Source organism: Streptomyces sp. NPDC001156, assembly GCF_053598275.1.
Map to the genome: position 1 here is coordinate 1 of NZ_JBSFJX010000074.1, position 15,528 is coordinate 15,528.

Here is a 15,528-nt window from a genome sequence, read left to right on the forward strand (position 1 = left end):
ATGTCGTAATACTAGATCTTTGATAATTTGACTGGAGTTCAGAAGTTTGCTCTTACGATCTGTACTCGGCGGGGGAGGCCCGCCCCCGTGCGTACGGGGTTCACACCGCCGCTCCCGGGTGCGACGCTGTGATCATGAGCCGTATCGAAGCCCCGCGCGACGAAGTCACCGACAACCTCCTCGACCGTCTCAAGGCCGGCCTTCCGGCCGACGCCGTCCTGAGCGACCCCGACGTCACGGCCTCGTACGCGAACGACATGGCGAGTTTCTGCGCGGCCGGCACCCCGGCCGTGGTCGTGCTGCCGCGCACCGTCGAGCAGGTCCAGCACGTGATGCGGACCGCCACCGAACTGCGCGTCCCGGTCGTCCCGCAGGGCGCCCGCACCGGCCTGTCGGGCGGCGCCAACGCCTCAGAGGGCTGCATCGTGCTCTCCCTGACGAAGATGGACCGGATCCTGGAGATCAGCCCGGTCGACCGCATCGCCGTCGTCGAACCCGGTGTCGTCAACGCCGCGCTCTCCCGCGCGGTGAACGAGCACGGCCTGTACTACCCGCCGGACCCCTCCAGCTGGGAGATGTGCACGATCGGCGGCAACATAGGCACGGCCTCCGGTGGCCTGTGCTGTGTGAAGTACGGGGTCACGGCCGAATACGTCCTCGGACTTGACGTCGTCCTCGCCGACGGGCGCCTCATGTCGACCGGCCGCCGCACCGCCAAGGGCGTCGCCGGCTACGACCTCACCCGGCTCTTCGTCGGCTCCGAGGGCTCGCTCGGCATCGTCGTCCGCGCGATCCTCGCCCTGAAGCCGCAGCCGCCCCAGCAGCTGGTGCTGGCGGCCGAGTTCGGGTCCGCGGCCGCCGCGTGCGACGCGGTGTGCCGGATCATGGCGGGCGGGCATGTGCCGTCCCTCCTCGAACTGATGGACCGTACGACCGTCAAGGCCGTCAACGACCTTGCGCACATGGGCCTGCCGGAGACCACGGAGGCCCTGCTGCTCGCGGCCTTCGACACCCCCGACCCGGCCGCCGACCTCGCCGCGGTCGGCGCGCTGTGCGAGGCCGCCGGCGCCACCGAGGTCGTACCGGCCGACGACGCGGCCGAGTCCGAAATGCTCCTGAAGGCGCGGCGGCTGTCGCTGACCGCGCTGGAGGCCGTCAAGGGCACCACGATGATCGACGACGTGTGCGTGCCCCGCTCGCGGCTCGGCGAGATGCTCGAAGGGGTCGAGCGGATCGCCGAGAAGTACCGGCTCACCATCGGGGTCTGCGCACACGCGGGCGACGGCAACACGCACCCGACCGTCTGCTTCGACGCACAGAATCCCGAGGAGTCCCGGCGCGCCCGCGAGTCCTTCGACGAGATCATGGCCCTCGGCCTGGAACTCGGCGGCACGATCACCGGCGAACACGGCGTGGGCGTCCTGAAGAAGGAGTGGCTGGCCCGTGAGATCGGCCCGGTGGGCGTGGAGATGCAACAGGCCGTCAAGAAGGTCTTCGACCCGCTCGGCATCCTCAACCCGGGCAAGCTCTTCTGAGCCGCCCGGTGGGGCGGGCGCCATCGGCACACAGCCGGGTGCACGCCGCGAGGGGGCGCGGCAGGCGTTACACGAGTTCGGATGATTTCTTTCGGGGTGTGTTCCAGGTGTGTGAAGGGATTGCGCGGTGTCGCCCGGAAAGGGGTGGGTACGGGCGGAGCGGCCGTACTCACACCCGGCTTCTGATAGATGTGGATGTCCACACGATCCCCCGAGCAGATACGGGACGACGGACATGAGCGCCCCAACCCCGGCACCCGGTGACGACAGGCCCCGCGAAGGCTATTACCCGGATCCGTCCATTCCTGGATATGTCCGGTACTGGAACGGTGTCGCCTGGGTGCCGGGTACCAGCCGGCCGGCGCCCGGCGATGGCCGACCGCTCTCTCCGCCGCCCGGCGACGGCCGGCCGCTCTCCCCGCCGCCCGGCGCGGCACCCGCCCACGCCTCGGTGGAGGAGACCGGTCCGCACTTCTTCGACGAGGACCCGGTCGAGGAGACCCCCCAAGTGAGCCGGGCCGACGCCCAGCACGGCAGCCGGCCCGAGCCCGCCTCTGCGTGGGGCGCCGACCGCTCACGGCAGTCCGGTTTCGGCGGCGACCAGGACCGCCGGGTGTCGTGGGGCGCGTCGCAGGGCGCCGACCCGTGGCTCCCGCTCTCCGGGCGGCCCGACGGCACCGCGAACCGTACGGACGGCACGGCGACGATCCCGCCCGCCCGCCCGGATTCCTCCCCGGTCCCGGACGACACGGCCGTCTTCCGTCGGCAGCCGCGCGGCGAGGGCTCAGGTACTGGTGCCAGGGACACCTCCCCCGCGACCTCCGAGGGCACCATGACGTTCCGTGCGCTCTCCCCGCGCACGGGGGAGCAGAGCGGGAGCACGGGGGCGGCCGGGCCCGGTCCGGGGCGGCCGACGGCCGAGCCCTCCGCGAGCGCCCAGGCCGCGGCCCGCCAGGCCCTGGGGCTGGACCCGCAGGCGCCGGAGCCCGGCCCGCAGCGCACCGCGCCGCCGCGGCAGCCGTCCGCCCCGTCGCCGTCGGCACCCTCGACCGGTCTGCCCCCGCAGCAGCCGGCCGGCTCGCTCTCCCAGCAGCCCGCGACGAGCCTCCCGCAGCAGTCCGGCGGACCGGCCGCCACGCCGATGACCACGGGCCCCGGCGGCGGACAGCCTTCCTGGGCGCAGCAGGTGCACCGGCTGGCGATCCCGGCATCCGAGGGCGACCGGCCCCTCCCGCCCTGGAAGCCGCCGGTGGACGACCCGTTCCAGGCGGCCGCCCGGGCACAGGCGGCGGCCCGGCCCGCGGGCCTCGGCAAGCGGCTGGCCGCCCGGCTCCTGGACACCCTGGTGCTGGCGGCGGTCACGGGTGTGGCCGCCGTGCCGCTGGGCACCAAGGCGATCGACCACATCGACGACAAGATCGACGCGGCCCGGCTGTCCGGCCAGACCGTCACGGTCTGGCTGCTCGACGGCACGACCTCGATCTACCTCGCCGTTGTGTTCGCCGTGCTCCTCGGCTTCGGCGTCCTCTACGAGGTGCTGCCCACCGTCAAGTGGGGCCGCACGCTGGGCAAGAAGCTGTGCGGCATCGAGGTGCGGGACATCGAGGCCCATGAGCCGCCGGCGTTCGGCCCGACTCTACGCCGCTGGCTCGTCTACTGCGTGCCCGGTCTGCTCGTGGTCGGCGTCGTCGGCGTCCTGTGGTGTCTGTTCGACCGTCCCTGGCACCAGTGCTGGCACGACAAGGCGGCGCACACGTTCGTGGCGGGCTGACCCGGACGGCCCTGTAGGGATGCGGAGCCGGAGGGTTCGCGGTCGACTCGGGCCATGAGCACCGAACCGCCGCCCCCCGGTTCCGGGGGGTCCTCGGACGACGATCCGTTCCGGAAGCAGCCCCCGCCGTCCGAGGGCGGCGGTTCCGCACCCCACTGGGGCCCGCAGCACGGCGACCAGCCCCCGGCCGGCGGCCAACCCCCTCCCGGGGGCGCGCCGCCGCCCGGCGGCGGCCAACCCCCTTACGGCGCACCCCCGCCCGGCGGTGGAGGCCCGTACGGCACGCCTCCGCCGTACGGTGGCGGCCCCTACGGAGACGGAGGTCCCTATGGCGGCGGACCCTACGGCCCGTACGGCGAGTCGGACCCCCTTGCCGGAATGCCGCCGCTCGCCGACAGCGGCAAGCGGGTGCTCGCCCGGATCATCGACATGATCATTGTCGGGATCATCGTCGTGCTGCTGTCCTGGGCGTTCCACACGACCGAGTACAACGTCAACGCCAACCGGGTCGAGTACGGCAAGTCCCTGGGCCAGTCCGTGATCGCCGCGGTGCTCTACACGGCCTACGACACGATCATGATCTCGAGGTCGGGGCAGACGCTCGGCAAGAAGCTGCTCAACATACGGGTGGCCAATCTGACGGACGGATCCACCCCTTCCGTGCAGACATCGCTGGTCCGGGCGCTGGTGCTGTGGCTTCCGTTCGCGTTCTGCTGCGCCTGTATCTGGACCGCGATCTGCGGCGGCTGGAGCTTCTTCGACCGGCCCTACAAGCAGGGCCTGCACGACAAGGCGGCCCGGACCGTGGAGGTCAGCACGGTGTGAGGGACCGAGTCGGCGGACGGCGGCGAACCAAGAACCGGCGGGCCCGTGTCATACGGGCCCGCCGGTTCCGTTGCTCGTTGTGCGGTTGTCCGAAGTATCCGTCAAGTGCTGTGCAGGCGCGCTCGGTTCAGGGGTGCGCCGTCTCGCGTACGGGCTCTGCGCCCGCGGTGGATCCGACGGACGCCGTCGGGCGTCCGGCCGGGGCCTGCCGTTCGGCGGCGGGCCGCTCGGCACCCGACGCGGACTTCGGCAGCGGGACCGTCACGGCGACGAGCAGTCCGAGAGCGAGTGCCGCGAGGGCGATCACGGCGATCCCCGGGCTCGAACTCGTCTGTGACAGCAGCAGCATGGCGAGGGTGGAGAAGATCACGGTGCAGGAACCGTAGGCGAGCTGTGCGGCGTTCGGACGAGGCATGGCCATTCCTCGGGGTGGGGGTCTCCCCCCGTGCCTCTCGCTATGGGGGAGGATGCGGACAACTGTGTGGATTGCCGGTGCACTTGGGGTCCAGCCCGGAATCACGGGGTGACAGGGTGCCGGCAGGGCGATCCACCGCCATTCCGGCCGTACTGCCCGCCGACTCTATTCGCCTGCATTCCCGAGCGGAACCGTTGGTAAGCGTGACCTAACGCACGGTGCTGGTGCACGGGGGGCGCACAGAGTCATTCGGTCCACCGACTGGACGGGCTTACGCGCCTGTTGACAGGAGATTATGCCGTTCGCATAGCGGACGTCTGCTTCCGTTAATGCACTTGGCCTGTTCAAGTCAAGATCTGTCTTTTCTCTTAAACCTCCGGTCAAATGTCGTCACTTGACACACGCGTACACCGCGCGCGCGGACCTTCCAGGACAGGACCCTTCTTCCGCGCGATCGGACGCGTCGGGGAGGACTACAAGTGAACAGCAGATCCTGGACATTCAGAGCGGCCGCCGCGGCCGTCACTCTCGCGGCGGCCACCGCCACGCTGTCGGTGTCCGCCGCGGCCCAGACCGGCCCGGGCGTCTCGTCGGCCGCCGCCAACCGGCACGACCCGCAGCCGGTCAAGAGCAGGGAGCACGACCTCGACGGACCGCTGAGCAAGACTCAGGATGCCCAGCGGGAGGAAGCACTGGGCCGGGTCATCTCGGGCAAGGCCAAGGTCACCGACCGCGGCGCGTCGAAGGTGGTGAAGCTCAGCAACGGCAAGTACGTCGAACTCGCCCGTGAGCGCACCGACAAGATCTTCACCATCCTCGCCGAGTTCGGCACCAAGACGTCGCAGTACGGCGGCACCGCGGGGCCGGCGCACAACCAGATAGCCGAGCCGGACCGCGCCGCGGACAACAGCACCGCGTGGCAGGCGGACTACAACCGGCAGCACTTCCAGGACCTCTACTTCTCCACGGACCCGAAGAAGAAGTCCCTCAAGCAGTTCTACGAGAAGGCCTCCTCGGGCCGTTACTCGGTCGACGGCCAGGTCCAGGACTGGGTGAAGGTCGACTACAACGAGGCCCGCTACGGCACCAACGAGTGCGACACCTGCGTGTGGAACCTCGTCAGCGACGCCCTGGTCAAGTGGGTCGCCCAGCGCAAGGCCGCCGGTGACACCGACGCCCAGATCAAGTCCGCGATCGCCCAGTACGACCAGTGGGACCGCTACGACTACGACGGCGACGGCAACTTCAACGAGCCCGACGGCTACATCGACCACTTCCAGATCGTGCACGCCGGTGAGGATGAGTCCGCGGGCGGCGGCGCGCAGGGCGAGGACGCCATCTGGGCGCACCGCTGGTACGCGTACGGCACCGACGCCGGCAAGACCGGCCCCGCGAACAACAAGCTCGGCGGCACCCAGATCGGCGACACCGGCGTCTGGGTCGGCGACTACACCATCCAGCCGGAGAACGGCGGACTCGGCGTCTTCGCCCACGAGTACGGCCACGACCTGGGCCTGCCCGACAACTACGACACCACCGGGAGGGCGGAGAACTCCACCGCCTTCTGGGACCTCATGTCCTCGGGTTCGTGGCTCGGCACGGGCAAGAACAGCATCGGCGACACCCCCGGCGACTTCACCGCCTGGGACAAGCTCCAGCTCGGCTGGCTGAACTACCGGGTCGTCGGCTCCGGCTCTCCCTCGCTGACGAAGCTCGGCTACTCGGAGTACAACACGGCGAAGCCCCAGGCGCTGATCGTCACGCTGCCGAAGAAGACGGTCACCACGGACCTCGTCACCCCGGCGAGCGGCTCCTACCAGTGGTGGAGCGGCAGCGGCAACGGTCTGAACAACACGCTGACCCGTGACGTCGACCTGACGGGCAAGTCGTCGGCCTCGCTGTCCCTCAAGGGCTACTACGACATCGAGAAGGACTACGACTTCCTGTACACGGAGGTCTCCACCGACGGCGGCGCCACCTGGAAGGCGATCGACGGCACGGTGAACGGTGCCGCGATTCCGCGCGACGCGAGCGACCAGCCGGCCCTGACCGGCACCATCGACAAGTACGGCGACCTGGTCTACCCGCTGGACGCCTACGCCGGTAAGTCGATCAAGCTGCGCTTCCGCTACACCACCGACACCGGGGTGGCCCAGAAGGGCTTCGCGGCGGACGACATCACCATCACGGCCGACGGCTCCGCCATCTTCAGCGACGGCGCCGAGAACGGTACCGGCGACTGGGCCGTCAGCGGCTTCTCCGTCAAGGGAGCCTCCTACAGCGGCGACTACCCGCAGTACTACATCGCCGAGAACCGCCAGTACGTGTCGTACGACTCGACCCTGAAGACCGGCCCGTACAACTTCGGCTTCCTGAACACCAAGCCGGGCTGGGTCGAGCACTTCCCGTACCAGAACGGTCTGCTGATCTGGCTCTGGGACACCTCGCAGTCCGACAACAACGTCAGCGCGCACCCCGGAGAGGGCCTGATCCTGCCGATCGACGCGAACGCCAAGCCGCTGAAGTGGGCGGACGGGACCTACATGCGCAACCGCATCCAGGCCTTCGACTCCTCGTTCTCCCTGGAGCCGACGGACGCGATCACCCTGCACAACAACGGCGTGGCCGTGAAGATCAACAGCCGCCCGGGCGTTTCGCTCTTCGACGACCACAAGGGCACGTACTACTACCCCGAGACCCCGTATGCGGGTGTGAAGGTGCCGGACACCCACACGAAGATCAAGCTCCTGCAGCAGACGACGGACGGCAGCGTACTGACGGTGGCCGTGCTCACGCAGAAGCACTAGTCCCCGGACGATCATGTCCCTGGTGGCACCGATCACAGACTGAATACTGTTTTCGCAGGTCAGAGCACGATCGGCCGCGACCCTCTAGCGGGGCGCGGCCGATCGTGTTTAGGTGCGTCCTGTAGCTCTCTTATTGACACAAGGTCTCACGGGGGTGTGACAGGCATGGCCGCAGGAGGTTTCTGCAAGCTGCCGAGCGGCAGCGTGGTGGTGGCGCTGAACCTGCCCAGTCCGGGTTCGGGCAGCGGCTTCGTCCGCGTGCTCGTCCTCGCCCAGAACCGCGCCCGGGCGCTGACGCGCCTGCGCAATCTGGGTCTGCGCGCCGTCTACCTGCGCGGCAACGTGGCTCCGCCGACCCCCGACGAGATCACGGCGGTCCTGCACCACCCCGACGGCCTGATATGGCGCACCGCCCCCGACAGCGCGGGCCAGGAGCTGTCCCAGGAGCTGTGGCACCCGATCAGGGCGCTGCTGAGGCGCCAGACGGCGCAGGCGCAGGTCTAGGAGGAGGACCAGGAGGAGTGCGCGTGCCCTACACCACGGGCTTGCCGGACAGCTCCACGCCGGCCTCGCGCAGCTCCTCCAGCGCTCGCTCCGTGGTCTCCTCCGACACGCCTGCGGTCAGGTCCAGCAGCACCTGGGTGCGGAAGCCCTGGCGCACGGCGTCCAGGGCGGTGGCGCGCACACAGTGGTCCGTGGCGATCCCCACCACGTCCACCTCGTCGACCTCCCGCGCGCGCAGCCAGTCGCCGAGCGACACCCCGTTCTCGTCGGCCCCCTCGAACCCGCTGTAGGCCGCCGCGTAGGCGCCCTTGTCGAACACGGCGTCGATCGCGCCGGAGGCGACCGCCGGGGCGAAGTTGGGGTGGAAGCCCACGCCCTCCGTGCCCGCGACGCAGTGCGCGGGCCAGGAGTGGACGTAGTCGGGGTTGTCGGCGAAGTGTCCGCCGGGGGCGATGTGGTGATCGCGGGTGGCGACGACATGCCGGTAGCCGGCGGGGGCCTGACCGATCAGCTCGGTGATCGCGGCGGCCACATCGGCACCACCGGCCACCGCGAGGCTGCCGCCTTCACAGAAGTCGTTCTGCACATCTACGACGATCAAGGCGCGGCGCATGGTCGGTGTCCTTCGGCTTGGCGGCGGATCGGAGTGGAGGGGTGCGAGGCCCGGCCGTCTGTACGAACTACCGAGCCTAGAGACTTCACGGGCCGGGCGGGAGGGGGCGTGTGGCGGTCGGCGGGTGCGCGGGTCGCGCTGCCGTTGCATTCCCACCGGCCGCCCGTTCATGCGCCGAGCCGGACGGGTCGGCCGAAGCCGCACCCGCTCCGGCCCCCGGGGCGGTGCCGAGCGCGTCCTACGGAACGCCTCAGACGTATTCGGTCGGAAGGACCGGCTCCCCGCGCGACAGCTGGGTCGCCGACAGCGGGAGGCCGGCACGCGCGGCCGTGTGCCGGTCGCGGACGACGTCGAGCGGCTCGCGGGCGATCACCTGGCCGCCCTTGACCAGCTGGACCTGCAGTTGCCGGTCCACGAGCTCCTGCGGGACCGGCCCGGTGCCGATCACCTCGGCCTCCGCGACGCCGTCCTCGTCGAGCCGCCGTGCGGCCCACTTGCGCCCCCCGATGGACGTCTTTCCGCCGACCGACTTCTTCGCCACCGGCATCAGCGGAGCACTCGGGTCCGACGACTCGGCGCGGGCGACCAGCTTGTAGACCATCGAGCAGGTCGGATGGCCGGAACCCGTCACCAGCTGGGTGCCGACGCCGTACGCGTCCACAGGCGCCGCCCGCAGCGAGGCGATGGCGTACTCGTCCAGGTCGGAGGTGACGACGATCTTGGTGTCGGTCGCGCCCAGCTCGTCCAGTTGCTGCCGCACCCGGTGGGCGACCAGCAGTAGATCGCCGGAGTCGATGCGCACGGCGCCCAGTTCGGGGCCGGCGATGTCGACGGCGATGCGTACGGCCTCGGCGACGTCGTAGGTGTCCACGAGCAGCGTGGTGTTTCGGCCGAGCGAGTCCACCTGGGCCTGGAAGGCGTCCCGCTCGCTGTCGTGCAGCAGGGTGAACGCATGGGCGGACGTGCCGACCGTCGGGATGCCGTACCGGAAGCCGGCGGCCAGGTCGGAAGTGGTGGTGAAGCCTCCCACGTACGCGGCGCGCGCGGCAGCCACCGCGGCCAGCTCGTGGGTGCGCCGGGCGCCCATCTCGATCAGCGCCCGGCCGTCGGCGGCCGAGGACATACGGGAGGCCGCGGCGGCGACGGCGGAGTCGTGGTTGAGGATGGACAGGATCACGGTCTCCAGGAGTACGCACTCCGCGAAGGAGCCCTCGACCCGCATGATCGGCGAGCCCGGGAAGTACACCTCGCCCTCGGGGTAGCCCCAGATGTCGCCGTCGAAGCGGTACTCGGCCAGCCAGTCCAGGGTGTCGCGGTCGACGATCCGGTTCTCCCGCAGAAAGCCGAGGACGTCCCCGTCGAAGCGGAAGTTCTCGACCGCGTCCAGGACACGCCCGGTGCCGGCCACCACGCCGTAGCGGCGGCCGTCCGGCAGCCGCCGGGTGAAGACCTCGAAGACGGAGCGCCGCTCGGCGCTGCCCGCCTGGAGGGCGGCCTGCAGCATCGTCAGCTCGTAGTGGTCGGTGAAGAGCGCCGTCGAGGGCACGTCCACCGGCAACCCAAGGTCCGCAGTGTTCATGAGCGCTGATCGTACTCCCATTTCGTCAGTCTGACGATTTGTGGTGGTGGTCGCGGTGTCCGTTTGCGCGGGGCCCCGGTCGAGGTGGCAGCATGGGCCGTGTGACGGCACCCGCACCCCTAGAGATCGAAAAGACCGAGTCGGCGGAGGAGGAGTTCGCCGTCCCCGAACCCGATGTCCCATGGGTGACGATCGTCCACAACGACCCGGTCAACCTCATGAGCTATGTGACGTACGTTTTCCAGACGTACTTCGGGTACACCAAGGACAAGGCCACCAAGCTCATGCTCGACGTCCACCACAAGGGCCGGGCGGTCGTCTCCAGCGGTACCCGCGAGGAGATGGAACGCGACGTGCAGGCCATGCACGGCTACGGTTTGTGGGCCACCCTCCAGCAGGACCGGAAGTAACGACCTCCCTGATGTCAGGACACTTCGAATCGCTCCCCGGCGGCGGTGCCGCCGTCGCCCTCGACAACGTCGAGATCTCCATCATCCGGTCGCTGGCCGTGCAGCTGCTCGAGCTCATCGGGCCGGGCCCCGCCGAGAACGCCGCCGACGACCTGCTCGCCGAGCTGTTCAACGAGGGCCCGAGCGAACCGCCCTCCGACCCCGTGCTGCGTCGGCTGTTCCCGGACGCGTACGGCGGGCCCGGCGGCGAGCCGGCCTCGCCCGAGGAGGCCGAGGAGCAGCACGCGCACTCCGCCGAGTTCCGCCGCTTCACCGAGAACGATCTGCGCGCCCGCAAGCGGGACAACGCCCTCGCGGTGATCCGCTCGCTCGACGCGCTCACCTCGGCCAGCGAGGAGGGCGGCGTCCTCAAGCTGTCCCAGCAGGAGTCCGAGCAGTGGCTCGGCGCCCTGAACGACCTGCGCCTCGCGATCGGCTCGCGACTCGAGGTCGTCGACGAGGACGACACCGATCACCTCTACCGGCTGCCGGACGAGGATCCGCGCAAGCCCATGGTGATGGCCTACCTCTGGCTCGGCGGGCTCCAGGAGACGCTGGTCACGACCCTGATGCCCTGAGCTCTCGGTTGGCCCGTCCGTCGCGCACGCGTGGCGGGTGCCGCCAACCTGGGCGACGCACCCGCTGGAGAATCGTTTCTCCTTGCTGTGCCGCCCGGTCCCAGCTCACGAGAGCCGTGATGCAGGAGGTCGCACCCGCGCCGACGGCCTGCTTGGCGACCTTGCTCGCCAGGTCCTTGTTGAACCCGGTCCGCCCGCGACGCGGCGTGACGTTGGCGGCTGCGAAGATCATGGGGCGAGTGAGTTGATCGAGATCTGAGCTTCGGTCGCCGCCGCGGTGGGGGAGCCGGGTTCCGGGGGTGCCGGAGGCCGGGACAGGGCCCGTATCGCCGGGCTGGACACATGCAGTGCAGCCGCCCGCCGATCACCTGAACGTGTCCATGTGGTCGCTCAGAGGACACTCAAATCCGGATAACGATCGCGTCACCACCGCTATCCCATTTGCCACCCTTCGTGCCTCGTGGGTGTCACTGAGTGTGGCGCACCTCACACGCCGAGCGGTGGATCAACCTCACGGCGTGGTAGACCTTCACGACCGCTTGGCGGAGGACAGCACCCATGTCCGGCCGGGCGCGCCACCGAGTCGACGGACCGTCGGCCAGGCACACTCCAGCAAATCCGGGGGGATCGGAACCCGATCCGAGGTCGCACGAGCGGCTCGGATCGGCATGGAGAAAGGCGCACCGACATGACCTCGTCCCAGGTCGACCAGGAGCACGACATCGGCAAGGCCGTGGGCGGCGAGGCCGCCGAGGAGGGATACCGGCGCGGTCTCAACAGCCGCCAGGTCCAGATGATCGCCATCGGCGGCGCGATCGGCACCGGGCTCTTCTACGGCTCGAGTGCCAGCATCGCGAAGATCGGGCCCAGCCTCATCGCGTGCTACGCGGCCGCCGGCATCGTGATCTTCTTCATCATGCGGGCCCTCGGGGAACTGCTCACCTATCGCCCGACATCGGGCAGCTTCGCCGACTACGCCCGGGAGTTCTTCGGCCCCTTCGCCGGGTTCGTCACCGGTTGGTCGTACTGGGCGCTGTGGATCACCGCGTGCATGTCCGAGGTCACGGCGGCCGGTCACTACATCAACTACTGGTGGCCCTCGGTGCCCGTCTGGTCCACCGCCGCCATCGCGCTGGCCGTGCTCTTCATCGCCAACCTGGTCTCGGTCAAGCTCTTCGGGGAGCTGGAGTTCTGGTTCTCCACCGTCAAGGTGACGGCGATCGTCGCCATGATCGTCATCGGCGTCGGCATCCTCACCTTCGGCTTCTCCTCCGTCGGTGACACCGCCTCGGTCAGCCATCTGTGGTCGGACGGCGGGTTCGCCCCCAGCGGCACCTGGCAGGCCATGCTGGCCATGCAGGGCGTGATCTTCGCCTACCTGGGTGTCGAACTGGTGGGCATCACCGCCGGGGAGGCCGAGAACCCGAAGAAGACCCTCCGCCGGGCCATCAACACCCTTCCGGTCCGTATCGGCATCTTCTACGTCGGCTCGCTGATCGTCATCCTCTCCGTCTACAGCTGGACCAAGTACACCCCGGGTGTGAGCCCGTTCGTGCAGGTCTTCGGGGCCGTCGGCATCCCGGGCGCGGCCGGGATCATGAACTTCGTGGTGCTCACCGCCGCGCTGTCGTCCTGCAACTCGGGCATCTACTCCACCGGCCGGATGCTGCGCGGGCTGGCCCTCAGCGGAGAGGCCCCCGACACGGTGGCCAGGCTCAGCGGACGGCAACTGCCGTTGCCCGCGCTGGTGGTCTCGACACTCGTCATGGGGCTCGGCGTGGTGGTCAACGTCCTCTCGCCGGACAAGGCGTTCGTCTACATCACCTCGGTCGCCACCTGCGCCGGGCTGTGGACCTGGATCATGATCCTCGCCGCTCATCTGCGCTACCGCTCCCGGGTCAGGGCCGGTCTCCTGCCGGCCTCCGACTTCCGGATGCCGGGCGCGCCGGTCACCGACTGGCTCGGCATCGCGGCCCTCGGCTTCGTCGTCGTCCTGATGGCGCTCAACGGTGACACCCGGCTCGGCCTGTACGTCTTCGGCGTCTGGTTCCTGCTGCTCGTCGTCGGCTACCTGGCCGCCGTCCGGCGCCGCCCGGCCGAGGCCGCGTAGTCGCCTGCCCGCCAGTAATACAGCCCGGCCGCTGAGGGAGGGCGCCGGCTGGACCTGCGGTGACCACCCGGGCTTCCTGGCCGCACCGCCGGCCGCCCGCCGCTCACGGTGTCCGCGATATGGGCCGTCCTGTACCACCTTCCGGTACGGGGCGGCCCGTTCGCCGCTCGCCGCCGCTCCGCCTGACGCGCTGCGCGCGGACCCTGTCTGCTTATCCTGACCGTCATGCTGACCATCACCCAGGCCCTCGTCGACCAGATCGTCGCCCACGCGCGCAAGGACCACCCCGACGAGGCGTGCGGCGTGGTCGCGGGCCCGGTGGGCTCCGGCCGCCCCGAGCGCTTCATCCCGATGCTGAACGCGGCCCGCTCGCCCACGTTCTACGAGTTCGACTCCGGCGATCTGCTCAAGTTGTACCGGGACATGGACGACCGCGACGAGGAGCCGGTGGTCATCTACCACTCCCACACCGCGACCGAGGCGTACCCGTCCCGCACCGACATCTCGTACGCCAACGAGCCCGGCGCGCACTACGTCCTGGTCTCCACCGCCGACACGGACGACGCGGGCCCGTTCCAGTTCCGTTCGTTCCGGATCCTGGAGGGCGAGGTGACGGAGGAGGAGGTCACCGTGGTGGAGCACTACTGATCCCGCAATTCGGTCAGAATTCATCCATCATGTGAGATCACACTCCGGTCACCGGCACGGGAATCGATACGATGACCCCATGGTTTTCCACGACGTGAGCGAGAAGACGCCGGGCACGCTGCTCGTGGCGCGGCTGCACGTCGACCTGTGCAGGCTGAACAGCGCCTTCTGTTGACGCCGCCCTGTCGCCGACGGCCATGAGGGCCGCGGCACTCCGCCCCGCGTACCACCGCTCTTGCGCCGCAGTGTGCCGTCCGTCCAGCCCTCGGCTCCGAGCTGGGGGCCCCCCATCCAGACCTCTCCCGACAGGAGCCCCAAGCCATGGCCATCGAGGTCCGCATCCCCACCATCCTGCGCCAGTACACCGACGGTCAGAAGGCCGTCGAGGGCAACGGGGAGACCCTCGCCGAACTCTTCGCCGACCTCGAGACGCGTCACGCGGGCATCCAGGGCCGCATCGTCGACGAGGCCGCCGGCGGCGAGCTGCGCCGATTCGTGAACGTCTACCTGAACGACGAGGACGTCCGCTTCCTCGACGGCATCAACACCAAGCTCGCCGACGGCGACAACGTGACGATCCTGCCGGCCGTGGCGGGAGGTTCCGCCACGGCGCAGCCGCGGCCGGTCCGTGCGGTGGCCGGGCGGCGCTCCGGAACGGCCTGATCGCAGATGCGCTACGACTCTCCGCTCGCCGCGGTGGGCAACACCCCTCTGGTGTGCCTGCCGCGGCTCTCGCCGTCCGCCGACGTCCGTATCTGGGCCAAGCTGGAGGACCGCAACCCGACCGGCTCGGTCAAGGACCGCCCCGCGCTGCACATGATCGAGCAGGCGGAGAAGGACGGGCGGCTGACCCCGGGCCGCACGATCCTGGAGCCCACCTCGGGCAACACGGGCATCTCGCTGGCCATGGCGGCCAAGCTCAAGGGCTACCGCATGGTGTGCGTGATGCCCGAGAACACCTCCCAGGAGCGCCGGGACCTGCTGGGCATGTGGGGAGCCGAGATCATCTCCAGCCCGGCCGCCGGCGGCTCCAACACCGCGGTGCGCGTCGCCAAGGAACTGGCGGCCGAGCACCCGGACTGGGTGATGCTCTACCAGTACGGCAACCCGGACAACGCGGGCGCGCACTACGCCACGACCGGGCCCGAGATCCTCGCCGACCTTCCGTCCATCACGCACTTCGTGGCCGGTCTCGGCACCACCGGCACGCTGATGGGCGTGGGCCGGTATCTGCGCGAGAACAAGCCGGACGTGAAGATCGTCGCGGCCGAGCCGCGCTATGACGACCTGGTGTACGGCCTCAGGAACCTCGACGAGGGCTTTGTGCCGGAGCTGTACGACGCCTCGGTGCTCACCACCCGCTTCTCGGTCGGCTCGGCGGACGCGGTGACCCGCACTCGTGAACTCCTGCAGCAGGAAGGCATCTTCGCCGGGGTCTCCACCGGTGCCGCTCTGCACGCGGCCATCGGGGTCGGCAACAAGGCGGTCAAGGCGGGCGAGAGCGCCGACATCGTCTTCATCGTGGCCGACGGCGGCTGGAAGTACCTGTCGACGGGCGTCTACACGGCGGCGACGACGGAAGAGGCGATCCAGACGCTGCACGGTCAGCTGTGGGCATAGGGTTATCCCTATAGGGGTGACCGGGGGTTTCGCCCCCGGGACCCGCCTTCTCATCATCGCGCCAACCCCTGTCC

Annotated in this window: 16 protein-coding genes; 12 read left to right on the forward strand and 4 right to left on the reverse strand. The window is 69.7% G+C overall.

All coding sequences use genetic code 11. The features are described 5' to 3' along the window. Positions 1 to 128 precede the first annotated feature (128 nt). The 3 genes from ACWDA7_RS28630 (at position 129) to ACWDA7_RS28640 (ending at position 4,131) form a co-directional block, all read left to right on the forward strand. Entirely contained in the window at positions 129 to 1,535 is a 1,407-nt protein-coding gene (locus ACWDA7_RS28630; RefSeq protein ID WP_450607586.1) for an FAD-binding oxidoreductase, read from the forward strand. A 235-nt stretch (positions 1,536 to 1,770) separates the two neighbouring features. After that, positions 1,771 to 3,306 (forward strand): RDD family protein, encoded by a 1,536-nt coding sequence (locus ACWDA7_RS28635; protein ID WP_450607588.1) that lies wholly within the window; start codon positions 1,771 to 1,773, stop codon positions 3,304 to 3,306. A gap of 54 nt (positions 3,307 to 3,360) precedes the next feature. Continuing rightward, the gene (locus tag ACWDA7_RS28640) at positions 3,361 to 4,131 is read left to right on the forward strand and encodes an RDD family protein (RefSeq protein ID WP_450607590.1); all 771 of its coding nucleotides are present in this window, start codon (positions 3,361 to 3,363) and stop codon (positions 4,129 to 4,131) included. 127 nt (positions 4,132 to 4,258) lie between these two features. On the opposite strand, the gene ACWDA7_RS28645 is transcribed toward ACWDA7_RS28640, so the two are convergent. After that, on the reverse strand, positions 4,259 to 4,546 hold the full coding sequence (locus ACWDA7_RS28645; RefSeq protein WP_450607592.1) for a hypothetical protein: 288 nt from the start codon (positions 4,544 to 4,546) through the stop codon (positions 4,259 to 4,261). Between the two features lie 479 nt (positions 4,547 to 5,025). Between ACWDA7_RS28645 and ACWDA7_RS28650 the strand changes: the two genes are divergently transcribed. Both ACWDA7_RS28650 and ACWDA7_RS28655 read left to right on the forward strand, forming a co-directional pair. Next, positions 5,026 to 7,353, forward strand: coding sequence for an immune inhibitor A domain-containing protein (locus tag ACWDA7_RS28650; protein WP_450607594.1), 2,328 nt, complete (start codon positions 5,026 to 5,028; stop codon positions 7,351 to 7,353). A gap of 165 nt (positions 7,354 to 7,518) precedes the next feature. Further along, positions 7,519 to 7,857 (forward strand): hypothetical protein, encoded by a 339-nt coding sequence (locus ACWDA7_RS28655; protein ID WP_450607596.1) that lies wholly within the window; start codon positions 7,519 to 7,521, stop codon positions 7,855 to 7,857. A gap of 28 nt (positions 7,858 to 7,885) precedes the next feature. Here ACWDA7_RS28655 and ACWDA7_RS28660 read toward each other — a convergent pair whose 3' ends face one another. Continuing rightward, positions 7,886 to 8,470, reverse strand: coding sequence for a nicotinamidase (locus tag ACWDA7_RS28660; RefSeq protein WP_450607597.1), 585 nt, complete (start codon positions 8,468 to 8,470; stop codon positions 7,886 to 7,888). A 250-nt stretch (positions 8,471 to 8,720) separates the two neighbouring features. Continuing rightward, the gene (locus tag ACWDA7_RS28665; protein ID WP_450607599.1) at positions 8,721 to 10,049 is read right to left on the reverse strand and encodes a nicotinate phosphoribosyltransferase; all 1,329 of its coding nucleotides are present in this window, start codon (positions 10,047 to 10,049) and stop codon (positions 8,721 to 8,723) included. 92 nt (positions 10,050 to 10,141) lie between these two features. On the opposite strand from ACWDA7_RS28665, the gene clpS reads away from it, so the two are divergent. Together clpS and ACWDA7_RS28675 are read left to right on the forward strand one after the other, a co-directional pair. Next, positions 10,142 to 10,459: an ATP-dependent Clp protease adapter ClpS gene (gene clpS, locus ACWDA7_RS28670; protein ID WP_359391611.1), complete on the forward strand. Its 318-nt coding sequence runs from the start codon at positions 10,142 to 10,144 to the stop codon at positions 10,457 to 10,459. An 11-nt stretch (positions 10,460 to 10,470) separates the two neighbouring features. Continuing rightward, positions 10,471 to 11,076: a DUF2017 domain-containing protein gene (locus ACWDA7_RS28675; protein WP_450607602.1), complete on the forward strand. Its 606-nt coding sequence runs from the start codon at positions 10,471 to 10,473 to the stop codon at positions 11,074 to 11,076. Here ACWDA7_RS28675 and ACWDA7_RS28680 read toward each other — a convergent pair. Next, positions 11,057 to 11,308 carry a hypothetical protein gene (locus ACWDA7_RS28680; RefSeq protein WP_450607604.1) on the reverse strand — a complete coding sequence of 84 codons (252 nt, stop codon included), beginning with the start codon at positions 11,306 to 11,308 and terminating at the stop codon, positions 11,057 to 11,059. The genes ACWDA7_RS28675 and ACWDA7_RS28680 overlap by 20 nt on opposite strands. 456 nt (positions 11,309 to 11,764) lie before the next feature. Between ACWDA7_RS28680 and ACWDA7_RS28685 the strand changes: the two genes are divergently transcribed. From ACWDA7_RS28685 to ACWDA7_RS28705, 5 genes are all read left to right on the forward strand, one after another. Then, positions 11,765 to 13,186, forward strand: a complete 1,422-nt coding sequence (locus ACWDA7_RS28685; RefSeq protein WP_450607606.1) for an amino acid permease — start codon at positions 11,765 to 11,767, stop codon at positions 13,184 to 13,186. 225 nt (positions 13,187 to 13,411) lie between these two features. Next, a complete protein-coding gene (locus tag ACWDA7_RS28690) occupies positions 13,412 to 13,834 on the forward strand; it encodes a M67 family metallopeptidase (RefSeq protein ID WP_359391608.1) in 423 nt (140 codons plus the stop codon). A 79-nt stretch (positions 13,835 to 13,913) separates the two neighbouring features. After that, on the forward strand, positions 13,914 to 14,009 hold the full coding sequence (locus ACWDA7_RS28695; protein WP_359391607.1) for a putative leader peptide: 96 nt from the start codon (positions 13,914 to 13,916) through the stop codon (positions 14,007 to 14,009). A 146-nt stretch (positions 14,010 to 14,155) separates the two neighbouring features. Continuing rightward, entirely contained in the window at positions 14,156 to 14,497 is a 342-nt protein-coding gene (locus ACWDA7_RS28700; protein WP_450607608.1) for a MoaD/ThiS family protein, read from the forward strand. 6 nt (positions 14,498 to 14,503) lie between these two features. Continuing rightward, positions 14,504 to 15,454, forward strand: a complete 951-nt coding sequence (locus tag ACWDA7_RS28705) for a PLP-dependent cysteine synthase family protein (RefSeq protein WP_450607610.1) — start codon at positions 14,504 to 14,506, stop codon at positions 15,452 to 15,454. The last annotated feature ends 74 nt before the right edge of the window (positions 15,455 to 15,528 follow it).

Excerpts from the sequence above, each read along its gene's own strand:
- ACWDA7_RS28635 (WP_450607588.1), top strand. The coding sequence starts at position 1,771 with ATGAGCGCCCCAACCCCGGCACCCGGTGACGACAGGCCCCGCGAAGGC.
- ACWDA7_RS28640 (WP_450607590.1), top strand. The coding sequence starts at position 3,361 with ATGAGCACCGAACCGCCGCCCCCCGGTTCCGGGGGGTCCTCGGACGAC.
- ACWDA7_RS28645 (WP_450607592.1), bottom strand. The coding sequence starts at position 4,546 with ATGCCTCGTCCGAACGCCGCACAGCTCGCCTACGGTTCCTGCACCGTG.
- ACWDA7_RS28655 (WP_450607596.1), top strand. The coding sequence starts at position 7,519 with ATGGCCGCAGGAGGTTTCTGCAAGCTGCCGAGCGGCAGCGTGGTGGTG.
- ACWDA7_RS28660 (WP_450607597.1), bottom strand. The coding sequence starts at position 8,470 with ATGCGCCGCGCCTTGATCGTCGTAGATGTGCAGAACGACTTCTGTGAA.
- ACWDA7_RS28665 (WP_450607599.1), bottom strand. The coding sequence starts at position 10,049 with ATGAACACTGCGGACCTTGGGTTGCCGGTGGACGTGCCCTCGACGGCG.
- clpS (WP_359391611.1), top strand. The coding sequence starts at position 10,142 with ATGGGCCGTGTGACGGCACCCGCACCCCTAGAGATCGAAAAGACCGAG.
- ACWDA7_RS28675 (WP_450607602.1), top strand. The coding sequence starts at position 10,471 with ATGTCAGGACACTTCGAATCGCTCCCCGGCGGCGGTGCCGCCGTCGCC.
- ACWDA7_RS28680 (WP_450607604.1), bottom strand. The coding sequence starts at position 11,308 with ATGATCTTCGCAGCCGCCAACGTCACGCCGCGTCGCGGGCGGACCGGG.
- ACWDA7_RS28685 (WP_450607606.1), top strand. The coding sequence starts at position 11,765 with ATGACCTCGTCCCAGGTCGACCAGGAGCACGACATCGGCAAGGCCGTG.
- ACWDA7_RS28690 (WP_359391608.1), top strand. The coding sequence starts at position 13,412 with ATGCTGACCATCACCCAGGCCCTCGTCGACCAGATCGTCGCCCACGCG.
- ACWDA7_RS28695 (WP_359391607.1), top strand. The coding sequence starts at position 13,914 with ATGGTTTTCCACGACGTGAGCGAGAAGACGCCGGGCACGCTGCTCGTG.
- ACWDA7_RS28700 (WP_450607608.1), top strand. The coding sequence starts at position 14,156 with ATGGCCATCGAGGTCCGCATCCCCACCATCCTGCGCCAGTACACCGAC.
- ACWDA7_RS28705 (WP_450607610.1), top strand. The coding sequence starts at position 14,504 with ATGCGCTACGACTCTCCGCTCGCCGCGGTGGGCAACACCCCTCTGGTG.